The organism is Streptomyces sp. cg40, assembly GCF_050320165.1.
Lineage (GTDB): Bacteria > Actinomycetota > Actinomycetes > Streptomycetales > Streptomycetaceae > Streptomyces > Streptomyces hokutonensis.
The window spans coordinates 7,149,805-7,166,393 of record NZ_CP190128.1; the positions used below are offsets into that span (position 1 = coordinate 7,149,805).

Annotated in this window: 14 protein-coding genes; 10 read left to right on the forward strand and 4 right to left on the reverse strand. The window is 71.6% G+C overall.

What is annotated here, in order from left to right; translation table 11 throughout:
- The first annotated feature begins 17 nt into the window (after nt 1-17).
- The 4 genes from ACQHII_RS32170 to ACQHII_RS32185 all read left to right on the forward strand — a co-directional run bounded on the left by ACQHII_RS32170 (nt 18) and on the right by ACQHII_RS32185 (nt 5,623).
- Nucleotides 18-3,245 (forward strand): S41 family peptidase, encoded by a 3,228-nt coding sequence (locus ACQHII_RS32170; protein ID WP_427922547.1) that lies wholly within the window; start codon nt 18-20, stop codon nt 3,243-3,245.
- Between the two features lie 99 nt (nt 3,246-3,344).
- Nucleotides 3,345-3,698: a histidine triad nucleotide-binding protein gene (locus ACQHII_RS32175; protein WP_427922548.1), complete on the forward strand. Its 354-nt coding sequence runs from the start codon at nt 3,345-3,347 to the stop codon at nt 3,696-3,698.
- A gap of 6 nt (nt 3,699-3,704) precedes the next feature.
- Nucleotides 3,705-4,610, forward strand: coding sequence for a ribonuclease Z (locus ACQHII_RS32180; RefSeq protein WP_427922549.1), 906 nt, complete (start codon nt 3,705-3,707; stop codon nt 4,608-4,610).
- A 20-nt stretch (nt 4,611-4,630) separates the two neighbouring features.
- Nucleotides 4,631-5,623 carry an adenosine deaminase gene (locus ACQHII_RS32185; RefSeq protein ID WP_427922550.1) on the forward strand — a complete coding sequence of 331 codons (993 nt, stop codon included), beginning with the start codon at nt 4,631-4,633 and terminating at the stop codon, nt 5,621-5,623.
- On the opposite strand, the gene ACQHII_RS32190 is transcribed toward ACQHII_RS32185, so the two are convergent.
- Together ACQHII_RS32190 and ACQHII_RS32195 are read right to left on the reverse strand one after the other, a co-directional pair.
- The gene (locus ACQHII_RS32190) at nt 5,587-6,861 is read right to left on the reverse strand and encodes an MFS transporter (RefSeq protein ID WP_427922551.1); all 1,275 of its coding nucleotides are present in this window, start codon (nt 6,859-6,861) and stop codon (nt 5,587-5,589) included. The genes ACQHII_RS32185 and ACQHII_RS32190 overlap by 37 nt on opposite strands.
- 218 nt (nt 6,862-7,079) lie before the next feature.
- Entirely contained in the window at nt 7,080-7,862 is a 783-nt protein-coding gene (locus ACQHII_RS32195) for an IclR family transcriptional regulator (protein ID WP_427922552.1), read from the reverse strand.
- Between the two features lie 118 nt (nt 7,863-7,980).
- Between ACQHII_RS32195 and ACQHII_RS32200 the strand changes: the two genes are divergently transcribed.
- From ACQHII_RS32200 to ACQHII_RS32210, 3 genes are all read left to right on the forward strand, one after another.
- Entirely contained in the window at nt 7,981-8,931 is a 951-nt protein-coding gene (locus ACQHII_RS32200; protein ID WP_427922553.1) for a 5-dehydro-4-deoxyglucarate dehydratase, read from the forward strand.
- Nucleotides 8,928-10,217 carry a glucarate dehydratase family protein gene (locus ACQHII_RS32205; protein WP_427922554.1) on the forward strand — a complete coding sequence of 430 codons (1,290 nt, stop codon included), beginning with the start codon at nt 8,928-8,930 and terminating at the stop codon, nt 10,215-10,217. The genes ACQHII_RS32200 and ACQHII_RS32205 overlap by 4 nt, the downstream gene beginning before the upstream one ends.
- Before the next feature lie 184 nt (nt 10,218-10,401).
- Nucleotides 10,402-11,580: a carbohydrate kinase family protein gene (locus tag ACQHII_RS32210; protein ID WP_427922555.1), complete on the forward strand. Its 1,179-nt coding sequence runs from the start codon at nt 10,402-10,404 to the stop codon at nt 11,578-11,580.
- 16 nt (nt 11,581-11,596) lie between these two features.
- Here ACQHII_RS32210 and ACQHII_RS32215 read toward each other — a convergent pair whose 3' ends face one another.
- A complete protein-coding gene (locus ACQHII_RS32215; protein ID WP_427922556.1) occupies nt 11,597-12,901 on the reverse strand; it encodes a nucleotide disphospho-sugar-binding domain-containing protein in 1,305 nt (434 codons plus the stop codon).
- Nucleotides 12,902-13,034: 133 nt separating this feature from the next.
- Here ACQHII_RS32215 and ACQHII_RS32220 point away from each other — a divergent pair, with 133 nt between their 5' ends.
- Nucleotides 13,035-13,928 carry a LysR family transcriptional regulator gene (locus ACQHII_RS32220; protein ID WP_427922557.1) on the forward strand — a complete coding sequence of 298 codons (894 nt, stop codon included), beginning with the start codon at nt 13,035-13,037 and terminating at the stop codon, nt 13,926-13,928.
- A gap of 80 nt (nt 13,929-14,008) precedes the next feature.
- On the opposite strand, the gene ACQHII_RS32225 is transcribed toward ACQHII_RS32220, so the two are convergent.
- Nucleotides 14,009-14,728 carry an FAD binding domain-containing protein gene (locus ACQHII_RS32225; RefSeq protein WP_427922558.1) on the reverse strand — a complete coding sequence of 240 codons (720 nt, stop codon included), beginning with the start codon at nt 14,726-14,728 and terminating at the stop codon, nt 14,009-14,011.
- A 284-nt stretch (nt 14,729-15,012) separates the two neighbouring features.
- On the opposite strand from ACQHII_RS32225, the gene ACQHII_RS32230 reads away from it, so the two are divergent.
- Together ACQHII_RS32230 and ybeY are read left to right on the forward strand one after the other, a co-directional pair.
- Nucleotides 15,013-16,068 (forward strand): PhoH family protein, encoded by a 1,056-nt coding sequence (locus ACQHII_RS32230; protein WP_427922559.1) that lies wholly within the window; start codon nt 15,013-15,015, stop codon nt 16,066-16,068.
- A gap of 12 nt (nt 16,069-16,080) precedes the next feature.
- Nucleotides 16,081-16,578: an rRNA maturation RNase YbeY gene (ybeY, locus tag ACQHII_RS32235; RefSeq protein WP_200712892.1), complete on the forward strand. Its 498-nt coding sequence runs from the start codon at nt 16,081-16,083 to the stop codon at nt 16,576-16,578.
- The last annotated feature ends 11 nt before the right edge of the window (nt 16,579-16,589 follow it).

Consider the following 16,589-nt stretch of genomic DNA (forward strand, 5'->3'; position numbering starts at 1 on the left):
CTGCATACGCTGATCAGGTGACTCAGCCCTCAGCGTCCGCAGCCCAGGCCGGTCTCCAGGCCTATCTCCGCTTCCCGCACCTGCACGGCGAGTTGATCGCCTTCACCGCCGAGGACGACGTGTGGCTGGCCCCCCTCGACGGCGGCCGGGCCTGGCGGGCCAGCGCCGAGAACGTGCCGGTGACCCACCCGCGCATCTCGCCCGACGGCACCACCGTCGCCTGGACCTCCACCCGGGACGGCGCCCCCGAGGTGCACATCGCCCCGGTCGACGGCGGACCCGCCAAACGCCTCACCCACTGGGGCAGTTCACGCACCCAGGTGCGCGGCTGGACGGCGGACGGCCAGGTCCTCGCCATCAGCACCCACGGCCAGGCGAACCTCCGCCGCAGCTGGGCCCGCGCGATCCCGCTGGACGGCGGACCGGCAACCACCCTGCCGTACGGGCCCGTCGGCGATGTCGCCATCGGCCCCGCCGCCACCGTGCTGCTCTCCGCCCCCATGGGCCGCGAGGCCGCCTGGTGGAAGCGCTACCGGGGCGGCACCGCGGGCAAGCTGTGGATCGACCGCGAGGGCGACGGCGAATTCACGCGCCTGCACGAGGAGTTGGACGGCAACATCGAGTACCCGGTGTGGGCGGGGGAGAGGATCGCGTTCCTCTCCGACCACGAGGGCACCGGCGCCCTCTACTCCTCCCTCGCCGACGGCACCGACCTCCGCCGCCACACCCCCCTCGACGGCTTCTACGCCCGCCACGCGTCCGGCGACGGCACCCGCATCATCTACTCCTCCGCCGGTGAACTCTGGCTCCTCGACGACCTGGACGGCGCCGAACCGCGCCGCCTCGACATCCGGCTCGGCGGACAGCGCACCGACCAGCAGCCCTTCCCGGTGTCCGCCGCCCGCTGGTTCGCCTCCGCGTCGCCCGACCACACCGCGCGCGGCAGCGCCGTCGCCGTCCGCGGCACCGTCCACTGGATCACCCACCGCGCCGGCCCCGCCCGCGCGCTCGCCGCCACCCCCGGCGTCCGCGCCCGGCTGCCCCACACCTTCCGCGTCGACGGCGAGGAATGGGTGGTGTGGGTGACGGACGCCGAGGGCGACGACGCCCTGGAGTTCGCCCCCGCCACCGGCCTCGCCCCCGGCGCCACCGCGCGCCGTATCGCCGCCGGACAGCTCGGCCGCGTTCTCGCGCTCACCGTCGCCCCCGACGGCGGCCGTGTCGCCGTCGCCTCGCACGACGGCCGCGTCCTCCTCATCGAGCGCGAGACCGGCGAGGTCCGCGAGGTCGACCGCAGCGAGGACGGCGATGTATCGGGCCTCGCCTTCTCCCCGGACTCGGCCTGGCTCGCCTGGTCGCACCCCGGTCCGCGCCCGCTGCGCCAGCTCAGACTCGCCAACACCACCGACCTGTCGGTCACCGAGGCGACCCCGCTCCGCTTCCAGGACTACGCCCCCGCCTTCACCCTCGACGGCAAGCACCTGGTCTTCCTCTCCACCCGCTCCTTCGACCCGGTCTACGACGAACACGTCTTCGACCTCGCCTTCGTGGTCGGCGACCGCCCGCACCTGATCACCCTCGCCGCGACCACCCCGTCCCCCTTCGGACCGCAGCGCCACGGCCGCCCCTTCGAGGCCCCCGACAAGGACGAGACCCCCGACAGCGAGGGCCGCCCCACCACCCGTATCGACCTCGAAGGCCTCGCCGACCGCATCGTCCCGTTCCCCGTCGAGGCCGGCCGCTACTCCAACCTGCGCGCCGCCAAGGACGGCGTCCTGTGGCTGCGCCACCCCGTGCAGGGCGTCCTCGGCGCCACCCGCGCGACCCCCGAAGACCCGGACCCCAAAACCGAGTTGGAGCGCTACGACCTCGCCCAGCAGCGCATCGAGCACCTCGCCGGGGACGCCGAGCACTTCGAGGTCAGCGGCGACGGCAAACGCGTCCTGCTGCGCACCGACCACAAACTGCGGGTCGTCCCCAGCGACCGCCGCGCCTCCTCCGAGGACGACGACAGCGACTCGAACATCAACGTCGACCTCTCCCGCATCCGCCAGACCGTCGACCCGGCCGCCGAATGGCGCCAGATGTTCGACGAGACCGGCCGCATCATGCGCGACAACTTCTGGCGCCCCGACATGAGCGGCGTCGACTGGAACGGCGTCCTCGACCGCTACCGCCCGATCCTCGACCGCGTCGCCACCCACGACGACCTCGTCGACCTCCTCTGGGAGGTGCACGGCGAACTCGGCACCTCGCACGCCTACGTCACCCCGCGCGGCGGCTACGGCAACGGCGAACGCCAGGGACTCCTCGGCGCCGACATCTCCCGCCACGAGGACGGCAGTTGGCGTATCGACCGCGTCCTGCCCTCCGAGACCTCCGACCCGGCGGCCCGCGCCCCGCTCGCCGCACCCGGAGTCGCCGTCCGCCCGGGCGACGCGATCCTCGCCGTGGCCGGCCAACTGGTCGACCCGGTAACGGGACCGGCCCCCCTCCTGGTCGGGACAGCGGGCAAGCCCATCGAGCTGACCATCTCCCCGGCCGGCGGCGGCGACCCCCGCCACGCGGTCGTCGTCCCCCTCGCCGACGAGGAACCCCTCTACTACCACGCCTGGGTCGCCGACCGCCGCGCCTACGTCCACGAGCAGTCCGGCGGCCGCCTCGGCTACCTCCACGTCCCCGACATGCAGGCCCCCGGCTGGGCCCAGATCCACCGCGACCTGCGCGTGGAGGTGGCCCGCGAGGGCCTGGTGGTCGACGTCCGCTACAACCGGGGCGGCCACACCTCGCAACTGGTCGTGGAGAAGCTGGCCCGCCGCATCGTCGGCTGGGACCTGCCGCGAGGCATGCGCCCGTACAGCTACCCCGAGGACGCCCCTCGCGGCCCGGTCGTAGCCGTGGCCAACGAGTTCTCCGGCTCCGACGGCGACATCGTCAACGCGGCGATCAAGGCGTTGGGGATCGGTCCGGTGGTCGGCACGCGTACGTGGGGCGGAGTGATCGGCATCGACAGCAGATACCGCTTGGTCGACGGCACACTCGTCACCCAGCCCAAGTACGCGTTCTGGCTTGAGGGTTATGGGTGGGGTGTTGAGAACCATGGCGTAGACCCGGACGTCGAGGTGGTGCAGAGGCCTCAGGATTATGCGGCGGGCAGGGACACCCAGCTGGACGAAGCAATCCGCCTGGCGCTGGAGAAACTGGAGACCGTTCCCGCAAAAACCCCGCCAGGCTTGCCGACTTAGGGGCGCGGGGAACTGCGCGACCAGCCACAACGCACCCGCACTCAACGACGATACGATGCCCACCGTAAAACGCCGCTCACCTTCCGAAGGGGATCCCACATGCCAGGGGAACCGCAGAACGACTGCCTGTTCTGCAAGATCGTAGAGGGCCACATCCCGGCGACGATCGTCCGCGAAACGGACACCACCGTCGCGTTCCGGGACATCAACCCCCAGGCCCCGACCCACGTCCTGGTGATCCCCCGCGTCCACTACCCCGACGCCGCCTCCCTCGCCGCCGCCGAGCCGACGATCGCCGCCGACGTCCTGCGCGAGGCGGGCGAGGTGGCGACCGACGAGAAGCTCGACAGCTACCGCGTCATTTTCAACACGGGCACCGGCGTGGGCCAGACCGTGTTCCACGCCCACGCCCACGTCATGGGCGGCCGCGGCATGCAGTGGCCCCCCGGGTGACTCACCGTGTCCGTACGTGAATTGGTGATCCTCGGCACCGCGAGCCAGGTCCCCACCCGCCACCGCAACCACAACGGCTACCTGCTGCGCTGGGACGGCGAGGGCATCCTCTTCGACCCCGGAGAGGGCACCCAGCGCCAGATGCTCCGCGCCGGGGTCGCCGCGCACGACCTCAACCGGATCTGCGTCACCCACTTCCACGGCGACCACTCCCTCGGCCTCGCGGGCGTCATCCAGCGCATCAACCTGGACCGCGTCCCGCACCCGGTCACCGCGCACTACCCGCGCTCGGGCCAGCACTTCTTCGACCGCCTGCGCTACGCCACGGCGTACCGCGAGACGGTCGGCATCACGGAGTCCCCGGTGGCGGCGGACGGAGTGATCGCCACCACGGGGAACTACACCCTGGAGACCCACAAGCTCTCCCACCCCGTCGAGTCCTACGGCTACCGCCTCACCGAACCCGACGGCCGCCGCATGCTCTCCGACCGTCTCGCCGCGCACGGCATCAAGGGCCCGGACGTGGGCCGCATCCAGCGCGAGGGCGCCATCGGTGATGTCACGTTGGACGACGTCAGCGAGGTACGGAGCGGGCAGCGGTTCGCGTTCGTCATGGACACCCGTCTCTGTGACGGAGTACATGCCCTCGCGGAAGGCTGCGACCTCCTGGCGATCGAGTCCACGTTCCTGGACGAGGACGAGCAACTGGCCGTGGACCATGGCCACTTGACCGCCGGACAGGCGGCCAGGGTGGCGCGGGACGCCGGCGTCCGCCACCTCGTCCTCACCCACTTCAGCCAGCGCTACTCCGAGCCGGAGGAGTTCGAGCGGCAGGCGCGGGCGGCCGGGTTCGAGGGGGAGCTGACCGTGGCGCACGATCTACTCAGGGTGCCGGTTCCGAAACGGCGATAAAACACCCGTACGATACTTCGATGCCCATCCCCAAAGCCGAACTGCACCTCCACATCGAAGGCACCCTCGAACCCGAGCTGGCGTTCGCCCTCGCCGCCCGCAACGGCGTGACGCTGCCGTACGCGGACACCGAGGCGCTCCGCAAGGCGTACCTCTTCGAGGATCTCCAGTCCTTCCTGAACCTCTACTACGAGCTGATGGCCGTCCTGCGCACCGAGCGGGACTTCGAGGACCTCGCGAACGCCTATCTCGCCCGCGCCGCCGCTCAGGGCGTACGGCACGCGGAGATCTTCTTCGACCCGCAGGCCCACATCACGCGGGGCGTGGACATGGGCACGGTGGTGGAGGGCCTGTGGCGGGCGCTCGGCGACAGCGGGACCAACCACGGCATCTCTACCCGGCTGATCATGTGCTTCCTGCGCGACGAGTCCGCCGACTCGGCCATGGCAACCCTGGAGGCGGCCAAGCCGTACCTCCACCGGATCACCGGCATCGGCCTCGACTCGGCCGAGGTCGGCCACCCGCCGGTGAAGTTCCGCGAGGTCTACGAGGCCGCCGCCGCGCTGGGTCTGCGACGGGTCGCGCACGCCGGTGAGGAGGGCCCGCCGGCCTACATCACCGAGGCGCTGGACGTCCTCGGCGTCGAGCGCGTCGACCACGGGCTGCGCTGCGTGGAGGACGCGGACCTGGTCGCCCGCCTGGTCCGGGACCGCATCCCGCTCACCCTCTGCCCGCTCTCCAACGTCCGCCTGCGCGCGGTCGACGTCCTCGCCGGGCACCCGCTGCCCGCCATGCTGGACGCGGGTCTGCTCTGCACGGTCAACTCCGACGATCCGGCCTACTTCGGCGGGTACGTCGGCGACAACTTCGACGCGGTTCGCTCGGCGCTGGGCCTGGGCGAGGAGCGGTTGCGGGAGTTGGCCCGCAACTCGTTCGTCGCGTCCTTCCTGGAGGACGACGAGGAGCTGCGGGCTCGTTATGTGGCCGAGGTGGAGGCGTACGAGTTCTCATAGGCGGGTGTTGACACTGCGGGCCGGTGGGGGCTGGTCGCGCAGTTCCCCGCGCCCCTGAGGGGGCGCGCCCCCCGGGCCTCGACAGAGATCTCGACGATCGATTGAGGTAGGCGGCGCCGGCCGGAGCCCACCGCTACCGCCGTCATCGGTACCGCCACCACGATCAGCCCCGCCGCCAGGATCGCCCCCATCGCCGGGAACCCCGCCCCCGCCGACAGCACACTCCCCGTGAGCGGCCCCGCCGCCGTTCCCAGGGACGAGGCCGAGCCGACCAGGACCGCCCAACGGCCGCGCGGGTCGAGGGAGGCGGCGAGGCCGAGGACGTAGGACAGGACGATCGGGTAGAGGGTGTTCCAGGCGATCTCGCCGGTCGCGAAGGTCCTCAGGTCGTGCGCGGACGCGCTGAGCACGATGCAGCCCGCGATGAGCGCGGTGCCCGCGCCGATCGGGACCGCGCGGCCCAGCCGGGAGCCGAGCGCGCCCGCGCCGATGACGCCGACCAGGCCGGTGCCGAGGGCGATGGCGAAGACCGCGCCGACGGTGACCTCGGAGAGGTGGGCCTGGGTGAGGCCGATGCGTCCGCTGACGCCCCAGAGGGAGTTCTGCGCGAGGGACCAGCACAGCAGGGTGGCGGCGAGGACCAGTCCGGCGCGGCGGTGGGGGAGGCCCGCGGTCTCCACGCGCGTGTGCTCCGTCGCCGTCGTACGGACCGGGAGGCGTGCGGTCAGCGGCCATACGGCCAGTGCGGTCAGCGCGATCGCGGCGAGCGGCCGGCCGTGGCCCGCGCCGAGGTGCGGGACCGTGAGGTAGACGGCGCCCGCGAGCGCGGACACGCACAACAGGCCGAGCGTGGAGGCGCGGTGGGGGTCGCGTTCGGCGGCGATTCCGGACGCGGCGACCGTCGTGGCCGTACCCGATCCGAAGCCGCCGACGATCGCGCCCGCGATGACCGCGGGTACGGCGTGCGTGAGGGCGGCCGAGCCGTAGCCGAGGACGGCCAGGGCCAGGCCGATGCGGGCGAGGGTGCGCGGGCCGACCCGGTCGATACGCGAGACGAGCAGGAAGCCCGCAGCCGCCGAACTCAGCAGCAGCGCGCTCCCGACGGCACCGGCCTGCGTGGCGGACAGGGGAAGTCCGGCGTCGAGGCGGCCGACGGTGGTGGGCAGGAGGTAGGGGGCCAGGTACCCGGCCGTGAAAAGGGCGACGAGGGGCCAGGGCATGGTGGTGCGGGCGGACACGGGCGTTCCCAGGGCATGCGGAAGAAGCGGCTCAAGCAGGGGAGGGGCGACGACCGTCGACGGACAGGAACGCGCGGGCAATTTGTATCAAGCACGCGGTTGGGAAAGAAGGGCGAAAGGAGGGCGGGGGGTGTGATGTGGGGCACGTTCTGTTTGGGGTGGGGAGTTCCGGGTAAACGCGCGCCCACATCGTGGAGCTGCCCGGCGAATTCTCGGCGCTAACGCCAGTTGACCGCCCCGCCGGCCGCCCGCGCCGCCGCCTCGATCTTGGCCCTGACCTCGCGCATCACGGAGACGATCTCCCCCTCGTGCTCCGGCGTCAGCCGGACCACCGGGACCGAGCAGCTGATCGCGTCCAGCGGCGGGTTGTCGTAACGCAGCGCGAAGCCGAAGCCGACGATGCCGAGGACGCCCTCCTCGCGGTCGACCGAGTAGCCGCGGGCGCGGACCGCTGCGAGGTCGGCGGCCAGTGCCTCCCGGGTGGTGCGGGTGTTGGGGGTCGCCGCCTCGTACGGCCCGTCGGGCAGCTCCGCGTCGTCCCGTTCCGCGAGCAGTGCCTTGCCGAGGGCGCCGACATGCGCGGGCAGCCGCCGTCCCACCCGGCTGATGGTCCGCAGGTACTCGTGGGATTCGCGCGTCGCGAGGTAGGCGACGTCCCGGCCGTCCAGCCGGCCCAGGTGGATGGTCTCGCCGAGCGCCTGGGACGCCTCGTCGAGATACGGCCGTACGGTCCGCACGCGCGGGTCGGAGTCCAGATAGCTGGTGCCGGTGAGCAGGGCGTGGATGCCGATGCCGTAGAGCGAGCCGGTGCTGTCGGTGCGGACCCAGCCGTGGGCGATCAGGGTCTGGAGGAGGGCGTACATCGAGCTGCGCGGGACGCCCAGTTCGTCGGCGAGTTCCTGGAGGCGCGCGGGACGGTCGCCGCGCGCGGCCAGCAGTTCGAGCAGCTCGACCGTGCGGGCGGCGGACTTCACCTCGCGGACGCCACCGGGCTCTGACATGGGGAGATGGTAGCGAGCGGTGACCGAGGCGCGACGGGCCCCATTGACGGCTGCGGTTCGCGTACCTAACCTTTGTCTTCATACGTGGATGATGTCTACATAGGGAGATGGCCAGGAGATGGCCCAGGTGAACGGCGAAACGGCGACCGTGGTGCGCAGGCTGCGGGACGGGATGGCGGGCGGAGTGCTCTCCTTCCCGCTCACCTCCTTCCACGACGACGGCTCCCTCGACCCCGACGGCTTCCGCGCCCATGTCGCCGCCCAGACCGCCACCGGCCCCGGCGCGGTCTTCCCGGCCTGCGGCACCGGCGAGTTCTTCTCGCTCGACGAGGACGAGTACCGGCAGGTCGTCACCATCGCCGTCGAGGAGGCGGCCGGCCGCCTGCCCGTCGTCGCCGGTGTCGGCTACGGCTGGGCGCAGGCCGCCCGCTTCGCCCGCATCGCCGAGGATGCCGGCGCCGACGCGCTCCTGGTCCTCCCGCACTACCTCGTCGCCGCCCCGCAGGACGGCCTGGTGGCCCAGCTGGGGCAACTCGCCGCCCGCACCCGGCTCCCGCTCATCGCCTACCAGCGCGGCCAAGTCGCCTATACGGCAGGCTCGTTGAGGCGGATCGCGGAGATCCCCGGCGTCATCGGCCTCAAGGACGGCCACAGCGACCTCGACCGGCTGCAACGCCTCACCCTCGCCGCCCCCGAGGGCTTCCTCTTCTTCAACGGCGCCTCCACCGCCGAGATCCAGGCCCGCGCCTACGGCACCGTCGGCGTCCCCGCCTACTCCTCCGCCGTCCACGCCTTCGCCCCTGAGATCGCGAACGCCTTCTTCGCCGCGCTGCGGGACGGCGACGACAAGACGGTCGAGAAACTGCTCCGCGAGTTCTACGTCCCGTTCGTCGAACTCCGCGACCGGGTACCGGGATACGCGGTCTCCCTCGTCAAGGCGGCGGCCCGGCTGCGCGGTCGCCCGGTGGGCCCCGTACGCGCCCCGCTCACCGACCCCACGGCCGCCGACCTGGCCGACCTCACCGCCCTGCTCACCACCGGACTCGACCTCGTAGGAGCCGCGCTGTGAACCTCACCATCGCCGACGTCCGGCTCACCCCGATCCTGGTCGCCGACCCGCCGCTGCTCAACACGCAGGGCGTCCACCAGCCCTACACCCCCCGCCTGATCGTCGAGATCGAGACCGCCGACGGGATCACCGGCCTCGGCGAGACGTACGGCGACACCAAGTACCTGGAGCTGGCCCGGCCGTACGCCGAGAAACTGATCGGCCGTCAAGTCTCCGACCGCAACGGCCTGTTCACCGTCGCCGACGAGGTCGCGGTCGACAGCTCCCGGACCTCCTCGCAGGTCGACGTCGGCGGACTGCGCGGCGTCCAGACCGCCGACAAGCTGCGACTGTCCGTCGTCTCCGCCTTCGAGGTCGCCTGCCTCGACGCCCTGGGCAAGGCACTCGGCCTCCCCGTGCACGCGCTGCTCGGCGGCAAGGTGCGGGACGCGGTGGAGTACAGCGCCTACCTGTTCTACAAGTGGGCCGACCACCCCGAGGGCGTGGCGAGCGAGAAGGACGACTGGGGCGCGGCCCTCGACCCGGCCGGAGTCGTCGAGCAGGCGCGGAAGTTCAAGGAGCGCTACGGCTTCACCTCCTTCAAGCTCAAGGGCGGGGTCTTCCCGCCCGACGAAGAGATCGCCGCCGTACGGGCGTTGGCCGCCGCCTTCCCCGACCACCCTCTGCGCCTCGACCCCAACGGCGCCTGGTCCGTGGAGACTTCACTGAAGGTGGCGAAGGAACTCGGGGACGTCCTCGAATACCTGGAGGACCCGGCGCTGGGCACCCCCGCCATGGCCGAGGTGTCCGCAGGGACCGACGTGCCGCTCGCCACCAACATGTGCGTGACGACCTTCGCCGAGATCAAGGAGGCGTTCACGCGCGATGCCGTACAGGTGGTGCTCTCCGACCACCACTACTGGGGCGGACTGCGCAACACCCAGCAACTCGCCGCCATCTGCCGCACGTTCGGCGTCGGCATCTCCATGCACTCCAACACCCACCTCGGCATCAGCCTCGCCGCGATGACCCACGTCGCCTCGACCGTGCCGAACCTCCACCACGCCTGCGACTCCCACTACCCCTGGCAGTCCGAGGACGTCCTCACCGAGCGCCTCACCTTCACCGACGCCAAGGTCACCGTCTCCGACGCGCCCGGCCTCGGCGTCGAACTCGACCGCGCCAAGCTCCAGTTGCTGCATCGGCGGTGGCTCGACGACGACGGAGCCCTGCGCGAGCGCGACGACGCGGCGGCGATGCGGATCACCGACCCGGAGTGGGTCACCCCCTCGATGCCCCGCTGGTAGGAACCGCGTGACCGGATCCGGACGTGCCCGTCACGGGCGGCCGAGGGGCGTTCGCGCGCCGCCGTACGGCCCGGACCTGCGGTTCCCGACACCGGCGCGACGGGCGGGTCCGGAGCGGGAGCCGCCCTCATACGTGCGTGGTGGTGCACACTGGCCTGATCCGCATCACGTCAGGGAGCGCACCGTGACCGCGTCCACCGGAAAGGGATCGTCGGCCGACCAGGAGGGCGACCGGGAGGCCGACCGGGAGAGGAGATCCTGTCCCGCCCAGGTCGACCCCCTCGCCGGACTGCGCGCGCCGGACGACCCGCCCTGGGACGTGTACCTCACCGGCACCGTCTTCCTCGACATCATCTTCACCGGCCTCGAAACCGCCCCCGTGCGCGGCACCGAGTCCTGGGCCCGCGGCATGGGCTCCAGCCCCGGCGGAGTGGCGAACATGGCCACCGCGCTCGCCCGCCTCGGCCTGCGCACCTCCCTCGCCGCGGCCTTCGGCGACGACCACTACGGCGAGTACTGCTGGGACGCGCTGGAACAGGGCGAGGGCATCGACCTCTCCGCCTCCCGCTCGGTACCCGGCTGGCACTCCCCGGTCACCGTGTCGATGGCCTACGAGGGCGAACGCACGATGGTCTCCCACGGCCACGAGCCGCCCCCGGAGACCGAGTTCAGCGAAGGCGGCGCCCCCGACTGCCCGCCCCGTGCGCGTGCCGCCGTCGCCTCCCTCACCCCCGGCAAGCAGGCCCCCTGGGTCGCCCAGGCCGCGAGCGAGGGCACCCGGATCTTCGCCGACGTCGGCTGGGACGAGACCGGAGCCTGGGACCTCGCCGGACTCGCCGACCTCGCCCACTGCGAGGCCTTCCTCCCGAACGCCGAGGAAGCCATGCGCTACACCGGCGCCGACTGCCCCCGCGCCGCCGCCCACGCCCTCACCGAACACGTACCGCTCGCCGTCGTCACCCTCGGCGCGGACGGCGCCTACGCCGTGGACCGCCGCACCGGTGAGTCCGCGTCCGTCCCCGCCATCGCCGTCGAGGCCCTCGACCCCACGGGCGCCGGCGACGTCTTCGTGGCCGGCTTCGTCACCGGCACCCTGGCCGGCTGGCCGCTCGCCGACCGCCTCGCCTTCGCCGGCCTCACCGCCGCCCTCTCCGTCCAGGAGTTCGGCGGCTCCCTCTCCGCCCCCGGCTGGTCCGAGATCGGCGCCTGGTGGCGCAAGGTCCAGTCCGTCGAGGGCCAGGACCCGACGGCCCTGCACCGGTACGCCTTCCTGGCCGGCCTCGTCCCCGAGGAACAGGACGAGGCCAGCCCCTGGCCACTGCGGCGGGCGGTGCCGACGATCGGGTTCGGGCGGTCGACGTAGGGCGGACCGAGGGAGCTCAGACCACCCGTCGCTCCAGCTCGGTCACCGTCTCGTGGATCGTGGTGAGGGCGTCGTGGCGGGCGTACTCGGCGGCCAGGACCGCGGCGCGCTTGCGGTAGGACGGTTCGGTGAGCACCGTGTCGACCGCCGCGCGTACGTCCTGCGCGGCGGGGCGCTGGGTGGCCAGGTTGATCGCCGCGCCCGTCCACGCGGCACGCGCCGTCACCTCGGTCTTGTCCTCCGTCTGGCCCGCCAGCACCATCGGCACACCGCGGCCGAGCGCCTGCTGCACCCCGCCGTACCCGCCGTTGCTCACCAACACGTCGGTGTGCGGCAGCAGTTCGTCGAAGGGGACGAACTCGGCCACGCGCGCGTTCGCCGGCACCCGGTCGAGCTCGGCGGCGCGCCCCAGCGTCGCGACCACCAGGACGTCCAGGTCGGCCAGCGCGTCGAGGGTCGGCTGGACCAGCTCGGTGAAGTCGACGTTCGCCGCGGTCCCCTGGGACACCACGACCACCCGGGGCGCAGACACCACCTCGTCCCACCACTCGGGAAGCCCGGCCTTCTGACCCGACCCGGCGGGCAGCGCGCCGACATAGCGGACCGAGTCCGGCAGATCGCCGCGCGGATAGTCCAGCGGCGCGATCGACAGTTGCAGGAACCGGTCCGGCACGCGCGACATGCCGTCCAGGACGAACGGCACCGGCTCCGTCGCCCCACAGGAGGCGAGCACCTTCACCAGATGTTCCTGCGTCGAACCGAACACCTTCTCCCGAACCATCGTGTTCGCCGCCCGGTTGCGCTCCCTGCCCTCCGGCGAGCTGTCCGGTGGCAGACCGAGCCCGAACGGCGCCGTGTCCTCACTGCTGATCGTGAGCGGCACCACCCCGAGCCCGACCACCGCGGCCGGCCGCAGCCCGCCCGCCCCGAAGCGCGTCGGCCACGCCCCGAGGAAACCCGTCTCGTGCAGCAGCACGACCGGCTCCCCGTCGGTCTCCGCCTCCGCGAGCAGCCCCTGCACCGTACGGTGCTGATCCGGCACCGGATCGATGAACAGGTGCCGCAGCCCGAAGCCCAGCAGCTCCGGGCCCGGCGGTATCGAGGGGATCTCCGGGAACAGCGCCGGCACATCGTCGCCGTCGAAGTCGGCCGCACCCAGTAACGGCGCGAACCGCGCGCCGACCGCCTCGACCGCCTCGCGGTACTTCGAACCGGTGGTCACCGTGACGTGGTGACCGCGTCGCACGAGATCGGCGGCGATCGCCCGTACCGGAGTGAAATGACCGTAGATCGGCGATGCGGCGAGAACAACTCGCGTCATGGAAAGCCCCCTTGGAGTGCACGATCTTGACCCGCACCATCCTGGGACAGCCCGGTCGGCAGGGGAAGCGAATACAATCGCTACCGCTTATCGCGGATGGTGATGACCGGATCCTCGGGATGAACGGACCGTCATGGAACTACGGCAGATCAGGGCGTTCGTCGTCGTCGCCGACGAGGCGAGCTTCACGCGCGCGGCGGCCAGGCTGAACGTGGTCCAGTCCGCGGTGTCGGCCACGGTGCGCAACCTGGAGCGGGAGCTGGGCGCGCAGCTCCTGGAGCGCACGACCCACCACGTGCGGCTGACCCCGGCCGGCCGGCTGTTCCTGCCCGAGGCACGGCGGACGCTCGCGGCGGCGCAGGAGGCCCGGCACGTCCTGGAGCAGTTGCGCGGGGGCCTGCGCGGCGAGGTACGCCTCGGGCTGATCCAGACACCGCAGAACGTCGTCGTGCATCCGGCCGCCCTCATCGCGGCATTCCGGGACGGCCACCCCGGCGTGACCGTGTCCGTACGGACCGGCGGCAGCGTCCAGCACGCGGAGGACCTGCGCCGCGGACGCCTCGACATCGCCTTCGTCGTCCTGCCGCCGGAGGCGACGGCCGGACTCGACCTGTACGTCCTCAGGTCGGAGAAGATGCAACTGCTCTGCCACGCCGACCACCCGCTGTCCGGCCGCGACCACGTCGAGCTGGCCGAACTCGTCGCCGAGCCGTTCGTCGAGACACCGGCGAGCTGGGGCAACCGCCTGGCGACCGACGCGGCCTTCGCCCGGGCCGGCCTCAGCCGCCGTATCGCCTACGAGATAGGAGACGTGGCGAGCTTCGTCTCCCTCGTCAAGTACCGCCTGGGCGTGGCCATCGCGCCGATGTCGTTCGTCGAGCGCGAGGAGGAGATACGGGGGATCCCGCTCGGCGCCGACGCGCCCGCGCTGGCCCTCGCGCTGGCCGTGCCCGAGGACCACCCGTTGAGCGCACCGGCGACGGCACTGCTCCAGGTGGCCAGGGAGATGCACGAGTCAGGGTCGTAGGCGGGCGTACCCGGCCATGCCCCCCGACCCGGCGACCGCGTCGGGAGCGTAACGTTCCTGCGCGGCTGCGGCCGACCCGGTCAGCTCGGCCCGGCCGCCCGCTCCACCACCCCGACGACCTCTTCCCGTACGGCCTCGAAGACCGCCTCCGGCAGCGTGCCCAGCGGGGTGAGCGCCAGGGCGCCGAGAATCCGGCGGACATCCGTGTCGTAGGGAACGACCTCGCTCAGCACGTCGTACCCGTCACGCACCGCGACCCGCAGAACGGGCCGCTCCGCCCCCGTCACGGCGACCGCGACCACGAACGGAACCTCGCCCCGCAGCACACCGGCCAGCTTGCGATAACCGCTGGCCACCGGCTCCCGCCAGCGCAGACTCAGCAGCAGCGGGCGCTTCGCCAGCAACTCGGCGAGATCGGTTTCGACGGGACCGTCCGGTTCCAGGACCACCGCGCGGGCGTCCAGCACCAGCGCGGGCGGCAGCAGACAGCGCAGCGTGCTGCCCACTATGTTCCCGCCGACCGTCGCGGCCCGGCGCACCGCACCCGTCCCCACCCCGGCCGCCGCCCGCCGCAGCACCTCCGGCACCCGCGCGTCGATCTCGTGCAGCAGTACGGCCGCGCCCAGCGTCCCGTCCCCGACCACTCTCGCCTCGGGCACCTCCCGCAGCGACACCGCCTGCTCCGGGAAGCCGTCCCGTTGCCAGGAGGCCCACACGAGCGTCGCCCCACCGACGGGCACCGCCCCCTCGGCCAGACACTCCTGCGCTTCGGACACGGACGTGGGCAGACGCACGAACACAGCGGCCGACCTGCTTTCCCTGCATGACTCACCTGACGGACACAGCGCATTGTCCGTACATACGAGGGGGCGCGAACAGGGCTCACGGCGTCACCCTGTGCACCCTCCCTGCGCCGGGTACGCCACCCGGAACACACGCGTCCACCCGGTATTTCGTGGCCCTACGGTCACCGAAAAGCCCTACGGCGTTGTCAGTGGCCCGGCGTACCCTGGAAATCACCAGGCCGCCCTTGTGGCGGGCGAGTCGTTTCGAGGAGGACGAGCAAGGCCTACAGAGCCGGCCCATGACTCAGACACCCACAGCTCACACCCCCGCGCAGGGACAGGCGAGAGCAGAGATCACCGTCCCCGCCCAGCACGCCATGGTGACCCTCCTGGGATCCGGCGACGCTCTCCTGCGGGTGATCGAGAAGGCCTTCCCGGCGGCCGACATCCACGTCCGGGGCAACGAGATCAGCGCGGTCGGCGATGCCCGTGAAGTCGCCCTCATCCAGCGCCTGTTCGACGAGATGATGCTGGTGCTCCGCACCGGGCAGCCGATGACGGAGGACGCAGTGGAACGCTCGATCGCCATGCTCAGGGCGAGCGAGAACGGGGATGGACCTGAGGAGACACCGGCCGAGGTGCTCACCCAGAACATCCTGTCCTCGCGAGGCCGCACGATCCGCCCCAAGACCCTCAACCAGAAGCGCTACGTCGACGCGATCGACAAGAACACGATCGTCTTCGGCATCGGCCCCGCCGGCACCGGCAAGACCTACCTCGCCATGGCCAAGGCCGTCCAGGCCCTCCAGGCCAAGCAGGTCAGCCGCATCATCCTGACCCGCCCGGCGGTCGAGGCGGGCGAGCGCCTGGGCTTCCTCCCCGGCACCCTCTACGAAAAGATCGACCCGTACCTGCGCCCCCTCTACGACGCCCTGCACGACATGCTCGACCCCGAGTCGATCCCGAAGCTGATGGCAGCGGGGACGATCGAGGTGGCGCCGCTGGCGTACATGAGGGGCCGTACCCTTAATGATGCTTTCATCATCCTCGACGAGGCCCAGAACACGAGCCCCGAGCAGATGAAGATGTTCCTCACCCGGCTCGGGTTCGAGTCGAAGATCGTGATCACCGGTGACGTGACGCAGGTGGACCTGCCGAGCGGGACGAAGTCGGGGCTGCGGCAGGTGCAGGACATCCTGGAGGGTGTCGACGACGTGCACTTCTCCCGCCTGTCGTCGGCGGACGTCGTACGGCACAAGCTGGTCGGCCGTATCGTCGACGCGTACGAGAAGTACGACAGCGAGAACGGTACGGAGAACGGCACCCACAAGGGTGCCCGTGACAAGCGGAAGTAGATCAGCACGACCATGTCGATCGACGTCAACAACGAGTCCGGAACCGAGGTCGACGAGCAGGCGATCCTCGACATCGCCCGCTACGCGCTCGCGCGGATGCGCATCCACCCGCTCTCCGAACTGTCGGTGATCGCCGTGGACGCCGACGCCATGGAGCAGCTGCACATCCAGTGGATGGACCTGCCGGGTCCGACCGATGTCATGTCCTTCCCGATGGACGAACTGCGTCCGCCGAGCAAGGACGACGAGGAGCCTCCGCAGGGGCTCCTCGGTGACATCGTGCTGTGCCCGGAGGTCGCCACGAAGCAGGGCGCCGAGGCCGAGACGCAGCACACCATGGACGAGGAGCTCCAACTCCTCACCGTCCACGGTGTGTTGCACCTCCTCGGCTACGACCACGAGGAGCCCGACGAGAAGGCCGAGATGTTCGGTCTTCAGGCGGCGATCGTGGACGGCTGGCGGGCGGAGAAGGGCCATGACGGTCCGTCCCCGGCGCCGACCGTCTCATAGGCGACAAGCGC